Source organism: Ignavibacteria bacterium (assembly GCA_017303675.1).
GTDB lineage: Bacteria > Bacteroidota > Ignavibacteria > Tepidaquicellales > OLB5 > OLB5.
Window position 1 is genome coordinate 1,565,824 of the sequence record JAFLBX010000002.1, and the last position, 16,583, is coordinate 1,582,406.

The following is a 16,583-nucleotide window of genomic DNA, read 5'->3' on the forward strand; positions in this document are numbered from 1 at the left end:
CGATGATAATAACTAAACGCTTCATATAAACAAAACAAGGGGCTTGAGGCCCCTTGTTCATACATTAGTGTAATTCGCCGCCGTTGGTGTTCTCACCAACGGCCCACTCATTATAAGACTTTAAGAATGGCAAAATCATCTTTTAACGATAACAATTATTTTCTCCTTGAACTGTATGATTTTGTCGTTGGTGAAAACACCAACGACGGCTTTTAAACTAAACGCTTCACATAAACAAAACAAGGGGCTTGAGGCCCCTTGTTCATGAATAATAATATTCTCTGATTATTTTACTTGCCTAAAATAAACCTGAAGCCTGCATATATCTCTCTGCCTTTTGTCGGACCCCAGATGAATGAGGTATCAAAATACTGCCCGAAAGGATCATCTGCGGCAATAATTGGGTTATCCTGTTTAAAATCCAGCAGATTTTCAACGCCTGCGTATAATTCAAAATATTTAAAGTTCTTATTAACCTGCGCGTTTACAATTGTATACGGCTTTGATTCCGTTGGCCTTTGATACTCCACCGGGTTTGATGCCGTTGAAGGCAAACGCTGTTTGCCGAACCAGTTGAGCCCGGCGCTGAATGACCACTCCTTATTATTTGTAATATATGATATTGTTGAAAGCACCCTGTGTTTTGAAACAAACGGCTGTTCATATTTTACGCCGTCTTTTTCATAGTTCAGGTCAATGAATTTATACGCGAATTTAAGATCTAAGCTGCGAAGTAAAGTGATACTGACTTCACTCTGCATTACATTTGAAAATGCCCTGCCGTTCAAATTTGCGAATATTACTTCACGCGGGTTTGAATCGTAATCAGGTATGATCTTATTGCTGAACTCTGTTCTGTAGAAATCAACATTTACACTGCCTGAAAATGATGTGCCGCCAAAATAATAAAGCAGGTCAACGCCGTAGTTAAGTGTCTTCTCCGGCTCAAGTGTTTCTGCAATTACCACATTACGGGAGCTTGCAAGAAGGTTTGAGTACTCACTGAATAAATTTAGTGTCCTGAACCCGGTGCCGATTGATGCCCTTAAAACAATAGTTTTAACCGGCTGGTACCTGAAAAGCGCTCTTGGTGTAACTACTAGCCCGTGCTCATTATGGTTATCCAGCCTGATGCCAGTCATTAATGATGCCTTATCTTCAAAGAAGCTGAGTGAGTTTTCCGCGAATACTCCGGGGATAGCTTCTTTCTTAATATAGTTACCAGCGTAAGTTTTTGAAGTAGTATCACCAAATGCAATTACTTCGTCAATCTTCTGGTATTTATAGCTGAAGCCTGTTTTTAGGTAGCTTCTGGGCATCAGCTCAAATTCATAAAATCCCATAGCAGAAAAGCTTGTCTGCTTAGCGTCATATTTGGTGAATCCGTAATTGGAAACCTGGTCATAATATGAAGATGTAAGATACATCTTTAAGCCGCTGGTTTCTGTGAACTGTTTGCTGAACCTTGAGTATCCTTCTGCTGAATTTATCTTAACATTCTGCTCATACAATGCATGCCCTGTCGTATGCGTTCCGCTATGTGATGGATCATTTGTCTGGCCGCCGTCGCGTTTTTCATTCCAGTACCTCCCTGCAATATTGAATTCAGTCTGGTTATCCTTATCGCTCAGGTTCCATTTATTATAAAGCACATACCTTGTAATAAGCGGGTTATCAAGGAAGCTGTCGCCGTTATCATCCATTACATTTGATTTCTGTACTGTATGAAAAGTTAAAATATTGCTCCATTTTTTATTTATGCTGTTGCCAAAGTTAAGGTTAAACTGTTTTTCAAGCATACTGTTCACAAAACCGTTTACAAGCAGCCTGTCAGAATTATTATAATCCTTCAGTATCACGTTCATGATACCGCTGATGGATTCATAACCCTGTATAACGGAGTTTGAGCCTTTTGAGATCGTTATTTTATCTATCTGTGTACCGGGAATGCTGGAAATACCGTACTTGGTATTCAGACCCGACATCAGCGGCATATTATCAACCAGAAGCTGGGTATATGCGCCTTCGAGGCCAAGTATCTTCAGCTCTTTCGCATCGGTGATAATATCTGTTACTGCAACTTCCACTGAAGAATTCCTGCCGAAGCATCCTGCAAGGTCACAGCAGGCTTCTTTTACAAGCTCCTGTGAAGTGATAACTTCTGTCTTGGCATTGTAATTGCCAAAGTGCGTGGATTTCTTTTGGTCTTCAACATTTATTGTTGAAGTTGACATGTTTGGTATCAGTGTAACTTCAACTGACTGCTTATCGGCAGCATCAACAGTATCAGTTTTATATCCCGCATAAGATACTACAAGCCTTTTATCTGTAATGTTAACAAGAGTAAGTTCAAACTTACCGGTTTCATCTGTAATTGTTCCCTTTGTGGTATTTATCCACTTAACCACAGCCGCATCAAGCGGCTGCTTTTTGCCTTCGTCATCGCCGTATATGTAACCGGTTATACTTTGCGAAAGCAGGCTGCCCGAGGAAAGCAATAACAGTATTATTAAAAATCCTCTAATGGTTTTCATTGTAATTTTCAGTTCTGTTTGGAAAATTGCTTCAAGTATGATTCGGGATCTTTTTCAAATTTTCCCTTGCATCCTTTTCCGCAGAAATAGTACTTCACTCCATCATGGGTTGTGCTTATCTCACGGTTAGCATCATCATCATTACATGGCATGCATTTAAGATGTTCGGAATATTTTGACGGATCTTTTTTGTAAGCCATCAAGCATCCATCATTGCAGAATTTTAATTCTTTATCTATATACCTGTAAACAATATGTTCGCCGGCAACCGGGTCACCAGTTACGGGACAGACCATCGAAGTATCAGAATAATGATAAGGTACTGAATAATTTTTGAATTCTGCATTTGTAAATGCCGCTGCAATAATAAATACGGATAGGATGAAGTATAATTTCATTTTAATTTTCATTAATAAAAATTTATAAAATCCCGCAGCCGGGCCGCAGGCTTAAATTTAAAAAACCAGTAATGAAAATTAATTTTAAATGCGGAGAACTGAATTTATGAGGAGAATATTTGTAGTTTTGTGTTTGTGTATGAATGCAATAAAACCGTTTGGTTCGATATTATTTGAAACTTTATCAATATTAGAATAAATGGTTTTGGAAAGTTCAGTATTGTGTGATATTACTGGCAGAGTAATATCCTGCTCAATGGCTTGATCTATATGAGTCTGGCAGCAGGAGTCAGTTTCAACCGAAGTTAATATTGTGTTTTCTTCTTCTTCTTCTTCAAGGCAGGGGTTTTCCTGGCAGCATTCCATTTCGCAGGTAATGTGGCCATGAGAGCTGATAAAACAATCACCATGCGCCAGCGCAAAAACAAAATTGCCTCCGGCAAGCATTAAAAAAGCTACAAAGATCCTGATGATATTTCTGAAATGTTCCTTCATTCTGTACAAACTTAACACACTTTATCATTAAAAAAAATGACTTTTATCATAATATACTGTAATTACATAAAATACAAAACTTAAAAAAAATATTAGTACATTTTCCGGCGATTTACTCAAATCCCTTGATTAATAAGCCTCAGCAGTTTATATTTGTATATGTTTGTATATTTACATAAATACTTTTCAGCATTTTTGCTGATATATGTACTGTTTTTGGCGCTTAAACCATGCAATGACGTACTCACTACTGAATTCTGTCAAACAGAAGGCGTAGTACACATTGAAGATACGCATACTGATGACTATCATGACCTTTGTTCCCCCCTATGCAACTGCCTGTGCTGCAATATTGCTATTTCAATTTCTACAAATCATCTTTCAGTAATTAATACTACTTCAATTGATCTTGAAGTAATTGATCATTCCAATATTTTCCCCTTATCATATAAACCAACATCTCCGCCTCCAAAAGCATAAACTAAGTTTAAATTTTTATTTATATGAAGTGTGCGCAATAGATGCGTAGCGCTTATTTTCATTCATATTAGTTAATGTTAGTTAATGATAGATAAAATTATAGCTTTTTCAATAAAGCAAAAAATGGTTGTGGGCTTTTGTATCCTTATTTTGATCTTAGCCGGAATTTATTCCGCAATACAATTGCCTATTGACGCTGTACCAGATATTACAAATAACCAAATACAGGTAATCACTTCAAGTCCCACACTTTCGGCTTCTGAAATAGAAAGATTCATTTCATACCCGATCGAAATTTCAATGAAAAGTATTCCTGATGTTGTGGAAATGCGGTCAATTTCGAAATTCGGTATATCTGTTGTTACAATCGTTTTTGATGATAAGGTTGATATATACTTTGCAAGGAACCAGGTTTTTCAAAAACTAAAGGATGCCGAAGAAAACATACCGGAAGGTTTAGGTAAACCCGAAATGGCGCCAGTAAGCACGGGACTGGGTGAAATATATCAGTATGTTGTAAGACCAATAGACCCGAAAGATACCACTTATAATAATGCCGAATTGAGGGAAATACAGGACTGGATAGTTAAACGGCAGTTACTTGGTACTGATGGAGTTGCTGAAATAAACAGTTTTGGCGGTTTTGAAAAACAATATCATGTGCACATAAATCCCAGTGCATTAACAAATTACAATATCACTCTAAGAGAAGTTTATGAGGCTGTTATAAATAATAACAGTAATGTTGGCGGTGGTTTTATAGAAAAACAATCCGACCAGTATTCTATCAGAGGAATCGGTCTTATCGAAAGCATGGACGATCTTAAGAATATTGTTGTAAAATCCGACCACGGTACACCGGTATATTTAAAACAATTGGCTGATGTTGAATATGGAGAAGGTTTAAGAGTCGGCGCCGTTACACAGGATGGGAATGGCGAAGTTGTAACCGGTATTGTGATGATGTTAAAAGGAGCAAACTCCCGAGAAGTGGCCGGGAGAGTTCATGAAAAAATTGAAGATATTAAACCTTCTTTACCCGAAGGGATTACAATAGATGAATTCTATAACCGTGAAGATCTTGTTAATAAAACTATTGCAACAGTAGAAAAAAACCTCATAGAAGGCGGAGTTATCGTCATTTTAGTTTTGTTCTTATTATTGGGTAATTTGCGTGCTGGGTTTATAGTTGCATCAGTGATACCGCTTGCAATGTTATTTGCACTGATAATGATGAATTTATTCAAAGTATCCGGAAATTTAATGTCGCTAGGGGCAATTGATTTTGGACTGATAGTTGACGGCGCGGTAATAATTGTTGAATCTGTTATTGTTACAGTAGCTGCAAAGATACATTTAAATAAAAAACCCATTGAAAGATCTGAATTAAATGAAACTGTGTTTAACGCTTCATCCGGTATTATTAAATCAGCAATTTTCGGGGTTCTTATTATTTTGATTGTTTACCTGCCAATTTTTGCATTAGGCGGGATTGAAGGTAAGATGTTTAAACCAATGGCGTTTACTGTCGGTTTTGCGCTGGTCGGGGCACTGCTTTTATCGCTGACATATGTTCCAATGATGTGTTCGCTTATCTTAAAAAGAAATTTAAGCGAAAAGGAAAATATTGCTGATAAAATAATTAATTTTATCAAAAGACTCTATCAGCCTGTACTTGAATTTTCCTTAAAGAATAAGTTTGTAATTATATCTGTTGCTGTTTTAATGCTTATTATAAGTCTTTTTGCTTTCACAAAACTGGGTTCTGAATTTATACCTAAGCTGGATGAAGGCGACCTTGCATTTCAGATAGTAAGGCTACCGGGAGTTTCTTTAACCGAGTCTGTTAATCTCGGTACAAAATGCGAGCAGATATTAAAAGCTAAATTCCCAGAAGTTAAAACTGTTGTAACCAAAACCGGAGCGCCTGAGCTTGCAACCGATCCAATGGGACCCGAGATAAGTGATGTAATAGTGATATTAAAACCCATTGAAGAATGGACAACAGTCAAAACCAAAGAAGAACTTGTAGAAAAGATACAAAAAGAATTACTTGCAGTGCCCGGGGTAGGCTTATCTTTTACACAGCCAATTGAACTTAAGTTCAATGAATTGATATCAGGCGCAAGGGGTGATATCGCGGTTAAGATATTTGGTGATGATCTGAGCGTATTAACAAAACACGGCAATGAAGTTTCAAAAGTCATGTCGACCATAAGCGGCGCAGAAGATATTTCTGTTCAGCAGTTAGAAGGCTTACCGCAGCTGCAAATTAAAATAAACAGGGATAAAATTGCTTTATATGGCATTAATGTTGATGACGTTAATGATGTTATAGAAACTTCAATGGCGGGCAAGTCGGCGGGTGTGATATTTGAAGGTGACAGGAAATTTGATATTGTGATAAGGTATGATGATGAATATAAAAGGGATATGAATTCCATCAGGAATATTCTTGTTGCAGCGCCTTCGGGAATTAAAATTCCGCTTTCCGAGCTTGCCGATATCGAAGTAAAAGAAGGACCCGCGGAAATAACAAGGGATAACGGGAAAAGAAGGATCGTCATACAGGGAAATGTCAGAGGCAGGGATATTGGAAGTTTTGTTGATGAATTAAAAAGCAAGATCAGTTCGAGTATCAAAATGCCCCCGGGTTATATAATAGAGTATGGCGGACAATTTAAGAATCTTGAAAGCGCTTCTAACAGGCTGCTTATTGCAGTACCTGTTGCGCTGCTCTTTATTTTTGCACTGTTGTTTATTGCATTCAATTCCATTAAGCAGGGTCTACTGGTATTTTCAGGTATTCCGTTTGCAATTGTAGGAGGAATTATATCACTGCTTATAAGAGGCATGCCATTCAGTATTTCTGCCGGTGTTGGGTTTATTGCATTGTTTGGTGTTGCGGTATTGAACGGAATTGTAATGATCGCTTATTTTAACCGGCTTGAAGAAGAAGGGATAAGTAATGTACATGACCGTATAATTTCAGGTACATCAGCCAGATTAAGACCAATATTGATGACTGCCCTGGTTGCTTCTTTAGGTTTTATACCAATGGCAATTTCACAGGGTGCCGGGGCAGAAGTTCAGAGACCTTTGGCAACAGTTGTTATCGGCGGAATAATTTCTTCTACTTTGCTTACTCTGATAGTTTTACCCGTACTTTACGGTATATTTAATAAACACGTAAATCCTAAAAATGATTTAAAAAAACGTGAAACATTATAGTTAGTTAAATTACTTTATATGAAATATACTTTAACAAAGTTCGTTAAGACCTCTTTTAAAGAAACACTGAATAATTTAAAAAAAGAATTAATAAATGAGGATTTCATAGTATTGAGAGAGTTGGATTTAAGAGACATTTTAAATAAGAAATTGGAAGTGGAAATTGGAAATTATAAAATTTTCAATATATATAATCCATTAATTACTTATAAAGCTTTACTTGTTGATAAAGATGTTGGATTAATGCTTCCCTTTAGTATCGTTGTACGTGAATTGAAAAACAATCAAATTCGTATTTGTGCTGTAAATTATTCTATTGCAATGAGGATATTTAGTGACAAAGACTTAATTATCGCTTCTTCAGCAGTTTCGAATAAATTAAAAAAGATTCTGGCTAAATTATAAAAATTGGAACCAATCTTTTAATAATATTAAGAAATAATTTTATGAAATTAATAAAAGCATTTGTGAAATCTTTTAAGGTGCGTGATATTTTAGACAGCCTTAAGGAAGAAGGGGCAGAGTATGTAAGTGTTATCGACGAGGTAGGCGCCTTGAAGTACGTGGATATCCTGCACAGTAATTTCTCATCCGAACTTGGCGAAAGTGTTTCTAAGATCGCAGTTATTAGTATTGTTTGTGAAAACGAAAAGACAGATAATTTCATAAACAAGATTAAATCTCATGCTCATACCGGAAATTCCGGAGATGGTATTATTATTGTTGAGGTTATTGAGAAATATCTTATAATTTAATTCTAAATACTTTGAAAAAAATATAAGATCATTTTTACAATGCTAATTCTAATATTATCAGTTTTCTTTTTTAAAGAATTATAACGAAGCACCAAAATTCAGGATCACCTTCATAGTATAGACGATAAATCTGTTGACCAGTGAACTGAAGTAGAAAATAGTATTCTGTCTAAGCTTAGAATAAAAATTGTTTTTAAAAATCAGGTTTATTTTATTGAATATGAAAGAATTAATAAAAGATAAGAAATTTAAATATTTGTTAGTAGCATTATTCTTTGTTCTGATTTTTGAGATAATGTCTCTATTGGATTTTCATTTTAATAATACTTTTGAAGCTGCATTATTTGGATTAATCAGCATCGCGATTGGTTACAGAACGATTTGGAGCGGAATCAGGAATTTAGTCAAATTTAATTTTCGCAGCATTAATACACTCATGTTTATCGCAATATGCGGTGCGTTTTTTTTAAAACAATATCCTGAGGCTGCTATAGTAATTATACTCTTTACATTAGGTGAATACATGGAAAGATATGGGATTGTAAAAAGTAAATCCGCTATTCAGTCTTTAATAGATAACTCACCTAAAACCGCCAATATAAAATCCAAAGGTGATGTGCCGATTCAGGAAGTTTCAGTAGGAGAAATAGTTATCATAAAACCAGGCGATCAGATTCCCCTGGATGGTACAGTTACTGAAGGCACTTCATTTATTGATGAATCTATGATTACAGGCGAACCTATACCGGTTGATAAACGAGTTGATGATACCGTATTCGCTGGCTCAATTAATAAACAGGGATATATAGAAATAGAAGTAACTAAGGTATCCAAAGACTCTACCTTGTCGAAAATAATTGAGCTTACATTCCAGGCTTCAAAAGCCAGGTCTGATACACAAAGATTTATAAATACGTTCTCAGCTTATTATACCCCAACAATATTGGTTATTGCGGCATTTTTGATACTCATTCCCGTTTTATTCCTAAACGGTAATTTTAATGAGTGGCTGTTAATGAGTTTAACTCTTCTGGTTATTTCCTGCCCCTGTGCTTTGGTTATTTCAACCCCTGTTTCAATATATTCAGCAATAGGAAATGCTTCCTCTAAAGGAATATTAGTTAAGGGCGGAAAGTATCTTGAAGATATAGGAAAAATTAAGGCAATTGCCCTGGATAAAACAAGAACTATTACATATGGAAAACCTATTGTAAGTGACATCATTCCGCTTAATGGTTTTTCAAAAAAAGAATTAATTGCTTGTGCTGCTGGTTTTGAGGTCTTTTCAGAGCATCCCATTGCTCATAGTATTATTGAAAAAGCAAATGAAGAGAACATTGATTTTCATAAGGTTAAAAATTTTGAGGCTGTTTTAGGAAAAGGCGTTAAAGGAGATTGCATTGTCTGTTCAGATGCTCACCATGTATTGGGAAGTCTGAAGTTTGTAGCTGAAGAGCATACTGTAAAGCAGGACATTGTTAAAGTAGTGGAAAGACTGCAGGAACAGGGAAAAACTGCCCTTGTATTAAGTAATGATAATACTGTAGAGGGCATTATTGCAGTCTCGGACGAAATTAAGAGTGACAGTAAGAATGCAATAGATGAAATTAAAGTACTGAAAGTAGTACCGGTAATGATGACAGGCGACAATGATAAGGCAGCTAACTTTGTCGGCTCATCAGTGGGAATTTCTGACTTAAGGAGCCAGTTACTACCGGAAGGGAAATCAAATGAGATAAGTAAACTTATCAACCAGTATGGAAATGTGGCTATGGTAGGTGATGGTGTAAACGACGCACCTGCGCTTGCACTTGCCAATATAGGGATAGCAATGGGTTCAGCCGGTTCGGATATTGCCATAGAAACAGCAGATATAGCTTTAATGAATGATAACCTCAATTTAATTCCATTTTTAATACGGTTAAGCAGGAAGACTATAAAAACCATCAAAATTAACACTATTTTTGCAATTTGTACAAAATTTTTATTTATCGTGCTAGCAGTAATGGGATTAAGCAACCTAGTAATGGCTATCTTTGCTGATGTAGGCGTTACAATTTTAGTAATCATAAACAGTTTAAGGCTGTTGAATTTTAAATAATTATTTATCATGAAACTATTAAAATTATTGTTTTTGGCTTTTCTGATATTGGAAATCAACGAGCATTCAGTTTATTCACAGAAATTCAGCATGAATGAAGTTGTTAAAATAGCTATAGAAAATAATCAGGAAATTAAGACAGCTAAATTAAACATAAAAAAAGAAGAAGCGATAAAGCTTAAATCGTTTAATATACCTCGTCCTGAGTTATTTATTGAGTTCGAAGGAATTAAAGGAAATATAAAAAACTTTGAATCAAGGAAAATTGGTATTCTGCAGGAAATGGAATTTCCAACAAATTACTTTCTACGTAATGATGTTCAAAGTTCACAGGTAGAAATTTCCAGGCAGGAGTTAAATAAACTTGCCATTAATCTAAAAAATGAAGTTGAAAATGCATATTTAAGCTTGATCTTAAACATCAAAATGCTTGAAACAGCCCGCGAAAATCTCAAAATATATGATGATTTCCTTTTTACAGCGGAAAGAAAATATGACGCAGGCGCAACAAGTAACCTGGAAGTATTAGGCGCTAAGGTAAATAAGATAAAATTTGAGAACGAGATCAAGAATATTGAGTCAGAAATAATAAAAGCCAGGTCAGAGCTTAAGAAACTGACGAATGTTACTTATTTCAATTTCGTGCCAACTGATGAGCTTATTTTCAGGGAAATTATACTTAATAAAGAAGAAATAAAAAAAGCAGCATTATCAAATAATCCTGATCTGAAAATAAATAAATATCAAAGGGAAAAGTTCAGTAATAAATTATCATTAACCAGGTCTGAATTGCTTCCCAAATTTTCTTTCAAATATTACACACAGAAAATTGGAAATGATGCCGGTTTCTGGGGTGTTGAGTTTGGCTTGGGTGTACCATTATGGTTCTGGTGGGAAGAGACCGGTAATATAAAGGAAGCAGGTTATGAACTGGATATTGCTTCAAATGAAGAAATAAATATAAAAAGAACAATTGAAAATGATGTTAACCGTACATTTGAAGAATTTGAAAACGGGTTAAGGGAGTCTTTATTTTTCCATACGGAAGCTATGCCGGAGACAGATGAAATATTAAGACAGGCTAAGATAAGCTACATAGAGGGAGCAATTGATTATGTGGAATATTTACAGGCTTTACAGATAGTTTATGAAACACGGACACAATACCTTAGATCATTATTCAGCTATTACGCTTCTATTTATAAATTAGAAAAACTTATTGCGGGAGAAATAAAATGACAAAATTAAAATTATTTTTAATTCTTTGTATCTTATCAGGTTCATTGGTAATTCCAGGCTGTACAAAAGAGGAAAGCAAGAAAAAAGAGGCAGATACAAAAAATGAAAATAAAAAAGACGATGGACATGACCATAAAGAAGGGGATGGACATAATCATAAATAGCATTCTATTATGTAATCCAAAAATGAAATAATTATGAATATAATAATCAAACTAAAAGGAATTATAATAACTCTTATGTTTATTATCGCAGCAATGGTAATTCAGAGCTGTGGCGATAGTAATAAGGAGCAGGGTGATACGAAGCCTGAAGAAGAAAACCATTCTGAAGAGAATGAAACCCGCGAGGTTGCTTTAACTGATGATCAGATAAAATTAATGGGCATTGAAAGCGAAAAGCTTGCTCTTGAAAATATATCGGGTTACATTAAGGTAAACGGCGAAGTTGTGATAAACCCTGACCAGGAATCAAAAGTAGGGAGCATTATTCCGGGTAGGGTAAGGAAAATTTATGTTAAAGAGGGTTCATATGTCAGAGCCGGTCAAACTCTGGCTGTAATAGAAAACCCGCAGCTTATAGATGTTCAGGTTGAATATATAAATTCTAAGAATGAATATGAATATTCAAAAAGAGAATACGAAAGACAGTTAAAGCTTAACAGCGATAACATAGGCTCAAAAAAAACATTAAATGAACTTGAATCAAAATATAAAAAGGCGCTGGCAGATTATAAAACATTAGAGGAAAAATTAAGCAGTTACAGGATATCCAAGAACAGGTTTGATAATATATATGAAGATACTGTAGCTAATTTACAAAGGTATTATTCAATTACCGCGCCTATTTCAGGTAACATAATAGAAAGAAATGTATCTGTCGGACAGTATGTTGAGCCTTCCGGCGATATGTTCCATATAATTAATACCTCTACTGTATTTGTAGATCTAAATGTTTTTGAACAGGATCTGCCGTATGTTTCAGCGGGGCAGAAAGTAACATTGGATGTATCAGTTGATCCTTATGAAGTTTATGAAGGACAAATAATTTTTGTAAATAAGGTCTTTGATGATGCAAAGCGTACGGTAAAAGTAAGGGTAGCCATTAACAACAAAAATGAGAAGTTACTGCCCAATATGTTTGTTTCTGCTAAGATATATGTTAAGCAGGAAAGTGTTCTTGCGGTGCCAATTTCTGCAATTGAAACAGAAGGTGAGAGTAAGTATATTTTCGTAAAAACCGACGAGATAAAAGAAATCGAAGATCATGATGAGCACAAAGAAGATGAACACAGTGAAGAAGAACATAAAGAAGAAGCCGGAAAAAACGATAAAGCAGGTAAAGAGGAACACAAAAAAGGTATTGTCTTCAAAAAGATAATTGTAAACACCGGTGTTTCAGACGATAAATTTATCCAGATATTTCCATTGGAAGAATTAAAAGAAGGCGAATATATCGTTACTAAAGGAACCTTTTATTTAAAATCTGAGCTTAAAAAAGGTGAACTGGGAGAGCATGAACATTGACAAATGACATTTAGAAAATAACAATAAATTATTAAACATTTTTAATATGTTCAAACACACAATATGTATTATATTCGTTTTTTTCCTTTCATTACCGGTATGTTCAAAAAGTATCCACTATATTAATTTTAGTACATTAAATTATAGAGTAGATACTCTTAAACAAAGATTATATGAAGCACCGGAAATTGAACAATTGTATGGGTCTTTTACAATTATAGATACATCAGGTTTAATTATATATTTCCAGATGCATAAGCATTTTAGGTATGGAGAATATAAAAAGTACTATTATAGTATTAGTAAAACTGGCAGAATTTATGAATTGAATTATGAAAATTTATATGTAGATTTCAATGATAACAAAAAGTTCTTGGAATTAGTGGAAAAAAGTAAAAAATCGTTGTCTGAAATTATTGATGGAATTACATATGTCAATTATTTATTGAAAAAGACTTTGTAATTACTAAATATTACTTTTAAGTTGATTGGTTTGGCTTAAGAAGTATAAATATATTCCAGATTGATAAACTGAAAAACGGTGAGGAAATAGTAATAAAAGGCACGTTTTATTTGAAATCAGAAATGAAAAAAGGCGAACTTAGCGGAGAACACGCCCATTAGAATTGAATTATCCGTAATTTAAAATTATCAGAGTTTTAAAACCCTATACTTCCCGGCGGAGGTTCACCTGTTGTTTCAGTACCTTCCGTTGGTGTAAAAGCATGAGTCATTGAGCATCTTCGGCCCGTGTTCCTTTTCAGAATAAGGTCATTATATGCCGGGCAGGTTTCATTTGCAAGCAATCCGGTAACAGTGCATATATTAGCCTCCTCAACATCAGGGGGCATTTCAAAATACTTCAATTCCATTGTTGTTTGCGGGTCATCATAAACATATTTCATAAACCTGCCCCAAATCGGCGCAGCGGCTCTGCCGCCCTGTCCGTATCCGCCGCCGAATTTTATGCGCGGGTCATCAAATCCAAGCCAGCATCCTGCCACAAGCTGCGGCGTGAATCCGACAAACCAGGCATCGGTGTAATCCTGTGTAGTACCCGTCTTACCGGCTGCAGGCCTGTTGAACCAGTTCCTTATTGATGCAGCAGTACCATCGTTCACTACATCTTCCATCATATCGCTCATCATGTATGCAACACCTTCGCTTATTACTTCCCTTGTTTCAGGAATTGACTCTTCTATTATATTGCCGTAACGGTCTTCAATTCTTAAAATTGCATGAGGCTCAACCCATATTCCTTCATTTGGGAAAACACCGTACGCGCTTGTCATTTCAAGCGGTGATACTTCGCCTACGCCCAGTGAAAGTGAAAGCACATTTGGTAATTCTGAATTAATTCCCATCTTATGCGCAAGCTTTATTACCTGGTCTATCGGCGCAATTTCCATAGCTGTTCTCACAGCAACTACGTTTATTGAGTGAGTGATACCATCGCGCAGTGAAACCATTCCGCCGGTTCCGCCGCCTTTGGGTGCCCATGTCTGGCCGCCGATAACAACTTTGAGCGGATCATTTGAAATTGTGTATGCGGGCGAATACCCGTTTTCTATGGCAGTGGTATAAACAAATGGTTTAAATGATGAACCCGGCTGACGCTTTATCTGTGTAACATGATTAAGCCCGTATTTAAAGGGATAATTCGGATTTTGTCCGACCATAGCTTTAATTTCGCCGGTTTTAGGATCGATCACAACAAAACCAACCTGGACGGCTATTTCACGCTCTTTAACTTTTTCTACGAACTCATTATCCTGTTTAAGCTTATTGAAAATTCTCTGCCGGTCCTGGTCTGTTTTCGCTTTTTTATACTCATCGCTTTGTTTAATATATTTTTCAACGGATTCATTGAGCAACTGGCGATTACCCTTCCAGTTCCAGGTGGAATTAAATGAACGCTGAAAATCCTTAAGCTGGTTGGTAACTGCGTCAACAGCATGCTTTTGCATGCGTGAATTCAGCGTAGTTGTAACAATAAGGCCATCCCTGTAAATATTAAAACCGTACTTCTCTGATTTTTTTTCAAGTACCTGCCTTACATATTCGCTGAACTGACCGCCGAGTCCTGTTGATTTTTTCTGTATAGTTCTTGGCTGCGCCTTGATGGGATCATTTTTGGCCAGCTCATAAACTTCCTTTGTAATGTAGCCTTCTTCCTGCATATTGTTCAGAACAATATTTCTGCGATCAAGGCAGTTTTCAGGATTTTCTATCGGGTCATAAAAGCCTGAGGGGTTCTTTACCATTCCGACTAGCATTGCGCACTCATCAAGCGTAAGATCAGTAACTGATTTATCAAAAAATGTTTTAGCGGCTGCTTCTACTCCGTATGCACCCCTGCCGAAATATACTTGGTTAAGATACAGAAGCAGAATTTCTTCCTTTGTATAAGTTTTTTCTATCTGTACGGCAGTTATAGCTTCGCGAAGCTTTCTGGTCATGGATATTGCCTGGCCAATTTCTGTCCTGTAAAGATTTCTTGCAAGCTGCTGGGTTATTGTGCTTGCCCCTTCCTTTACCGAAAAGGACATTACATTTTTCACCATTGCCTTTATAATCCTGTCAACATCAACACCCCAGTGTTTATAAAATTTCCTGTCTTCAGTTGCAATTACAGCATTGATGAGATCTTTCGGAATAGCATCGATTGAAACAATAGTCCTGTTTTCTATAAATAGCTGGTCAATAAGCTCGCCGTCTTCGGAGTAGATCTTTGTCGCGAGGTCAGTTTTGGGATTTTCGAGGCTCGAAAGCGGCGGCAGCCCGTTAAAAAGAAACGCGCCATATGAAATTACTAATACAGATATGATAATTAAGAATAGGGCAAAAATGCTAAGCTTTCTTTTTGATGAACGTTTCTTTTTGTTCATCATATTCCTTCTGAAATCGCGGTTATTAAAATACTCTTCGCGTTCTGAAGACTTTGTTATCCTGCTGTTATTTTCGTTTTTCTTTTTTCCGCCGAACATCTATGGTTTAAATCCTCTGATTTTCTTATTCAAATTTTTTAAGCTCAAATATTCCGTTTGAATATGAGCCGTACGTAAAATTTTTGATCCAGTCGCCCAGGGTTATATAATAACCAACCCTGCCATTATTTTTAAGCTCTATATACTGGGGTTTATGAATATGCCCCATTACAACAAAATCTGCGCCTTCTCCTATTTTACCCGATGCAAAATCACGCATACCGCCTGAACCATGTGAACCTGTTTTACTGCTCTCAGGATATGTTTCTATTACTCTCTGCCTGTCATCAGTATGAAGCCTTGATTTTTTTGATGAACCCTGTGCCAGCCAAAGACCGATATCGGGATGAACAAGTGAATACAGGAACTGATTAACCGGGCTGCGGAGAATCTTTTTAATTATCTTATAACCCGTATCTCCTTTTGAAAGCCCGTCGCCGTGAGTAATGAAGAATTTTTTCCCGTCAAGCTCAGTTTCAAGTGAGTCACTGTAAAGCTTCAGTCCAACATCATCACGGAGATATGTATTTAGCCAAAAATCATGGTTCCCGGAAAAAAAATTTACATTAATACCCTGCTCAACAATTTCATTCAGCTTCGCAAGGGTTCTGTAAAACCCTTTTGGAACAGCTCTTCTGTATTCTATCCAGCAGTCAAAAAGATCGCCTACAATAAAAATTTCGCGGGCATTTAACCTTATACTTTCAAGAAAACTTACAAGTTTCCTTTCCTTTTGTTTTTCTTCATCTTTTCCCAGGAAACCCAGATGCACATCAGAGAAAAAATAATACTTTTTTTCTTCCAAAAACTAGTGGTTTTATTAACTTTAGCTTAAAT

13 protein-coding genes are annotated in these 16,583 nt (G+C 36.0%); 8 read left to right on the forward strand and 5 right to left on the reverse strand.

The features are described from left to right. Positions 1 to 290 precede the first annotated feature (290 nt). The 3 genes from J0M37_16350 to J0M37_16360 all read right to left on the reverse strand — a co-directional run bounded on the left by J0M37_16350 (position 291) and on the right by J0M37_16360 (position 3,427). A complete protein-coding gene (locus J0M37_16350) occupies positions 291 to 2,534 on the reverse strand; it encodes a TonB-dependent receptor (protein ID MBN8586660.1) in 2,244 nt (747 codons plus the stop codon). Between the two features lie 8 nt (positions 2,535 to 2,542). Continuing rightward, a complete protein-coding gene (locus J0M37_16355; protein MBN8586661.1) occupies positions 2,543 to 2,932 on the reverse strand; it encodes a YHS domain-containing protein in 390 nt (129 codons plus the stop codon). Between the two features lie 84 nt (positions 2,933 to 3,016). Then, positions 3,017 to 3,427 (reverse strand): hypothetical protein, encoded by a 411-nt coding sequence (locus J0M37_16360; GenBank protein ID MBN8586662.1) that lies wholly within the window; start codon positions 3,425 to 3,427, stop codon positions 3,017 to 3,019. A gap of 159 nt (positions 3,428 to 3,586) precedes the next feature. Here J0M37_16360 and J0M37_16365 point away from each other — a divergent pair, with 159 nt between their 5' ends. From J0M37_16365 to J0M37_16400, 8 genes are all read left to right on the forward strand, one after another. Continuing rightward, complete coding sequence (locus tag J0M37_16365; protein MBN8586663.1) at positions 3,587 to 3,907, forward strand: hypothetical protein; 321 nt, start codon at positions 3,587 to 3,589, stop codon at positions 3,905 to 3,907. An 84-nt stretch (positions 3,908 to 3,991) separates the two neighbouring features. Further along, positions 3,992 to 7,138: an efflux RND transporter permease subunit gene (locus J0M37_16370; GenBank protein ID MBN8586664.1), complete on the forward strand. Its 3,147-nt coding sequence runs from the start codon at positions 3,992 to 3,994 to the stop codon at positions 7,136 to 7,138. Between the two features lie 18 nt (positions 7,139 to 7,156). Next, positions 7,157 to 7,543: a DUF302 domain-containing protein gene (locus J0M37_16375; protein ID MBN8586665.1), complete on the forward strand. Its 387-nt coding sequence runs from the start codon at positions 7,157 to 7,159 to the stop codon at positions 7,541 to 7,543. Positions 7,544 to 7,584: 41 nt separating this feature from the next. Continuing rightward, positions 7,585 to 7,893: a P-II family nitrogen regulator gene (locus tag J0M37_16380; protein MBN8586666.1), complete on the forward strand. Its 309-nt coding sequence runs from the start codon at positions 7,585 to 7,587 to the stop codon at positions 7,891 to 7,893. A 220-nt stretch (positions 7,894 to 8,113) separates the two neighbouring features. Continuing rightward, positions 8,114 to 9,994: a cadmium-translocating P-type ATPase gene (cadA, locus tag J0M37_16385; protein ID MBN8586667.1), complete on the forward strand. Its 1,881-nt coding sequence runs from the start codon at positions 8,114 to 8,116 to the stop codon at positions 9,992 to 9,994. A gap of 9 nt (positions 9,995 to 10,003) precedes the next feature. Continuing rightward, on the forward strand, positions 10,004 to 11,233 hold the full coding sequence (locus J0M37_16390; GenBank protein ID MBN8586668.1) for a TolC family protein: 1,230 nt from the start codon (positions 10,004 to 10,006) through the stop codon (positions 11,231 to 11,233). Continuing rightward, the gene (locus J0M37_16395) at positions 11,230 to 11,397 is read left to right on the forward strand and encodes a hypothetical protein (protein MBN8586669.1); all 168 of its coding nucleotides are present in this window, start codon (positions 11,230 to 11,232) and stop codon (positions 11,395 to 11,397) included. The genes J0M37_16390 and J0M37_16395 overlap by 4 nt, the downstream gene beginning before the upstream one ends. A 33-nt stretch (positions 11,398 to 11,430) precedes the next feature. Further along, on the forward strand, positions 11,431 to 12,759 hold the full coding sequence (locus J0M37_16400) for an efflux RND transporter periplasmic adaptor subunit (GenBank protein MBN8586670.1): 1,329 nt from the start codon (positions 11,431 to 11,433) through the stop codon (positions 12,757 to 12,759). 659 nt (positions 12,760 to 13,418) lie between these two features. Here J0M37_16400 and J0M37_16405 read toward each other — a convergent pair. Then, entirely contained in the window at positions 13,419 to 15,746 is a 2,328-nt protein-coding gene (locus tag J0M37_16405; protein ID MBN8586671.1) for a PBP1A family penicillin-binding protein, read from the reverse strand. Positions 15,747 to 15,771: 25 nt separating this feature from the next. Then, on the reverse strand, positions 15,772 to 16,551 hold the full coding sequence (locus J0M37_16410; GenBank protein ID MBN8586672.1) for a UDP-2,3-diacylglucosamine diphosphatase: 780 nt from the start codon (positions 16,549 to 16,551) through the stop codon (positions 15,772 to 15,774). Positions 16,552 to 16,583 lie beyond the last annotated feature (32 nt).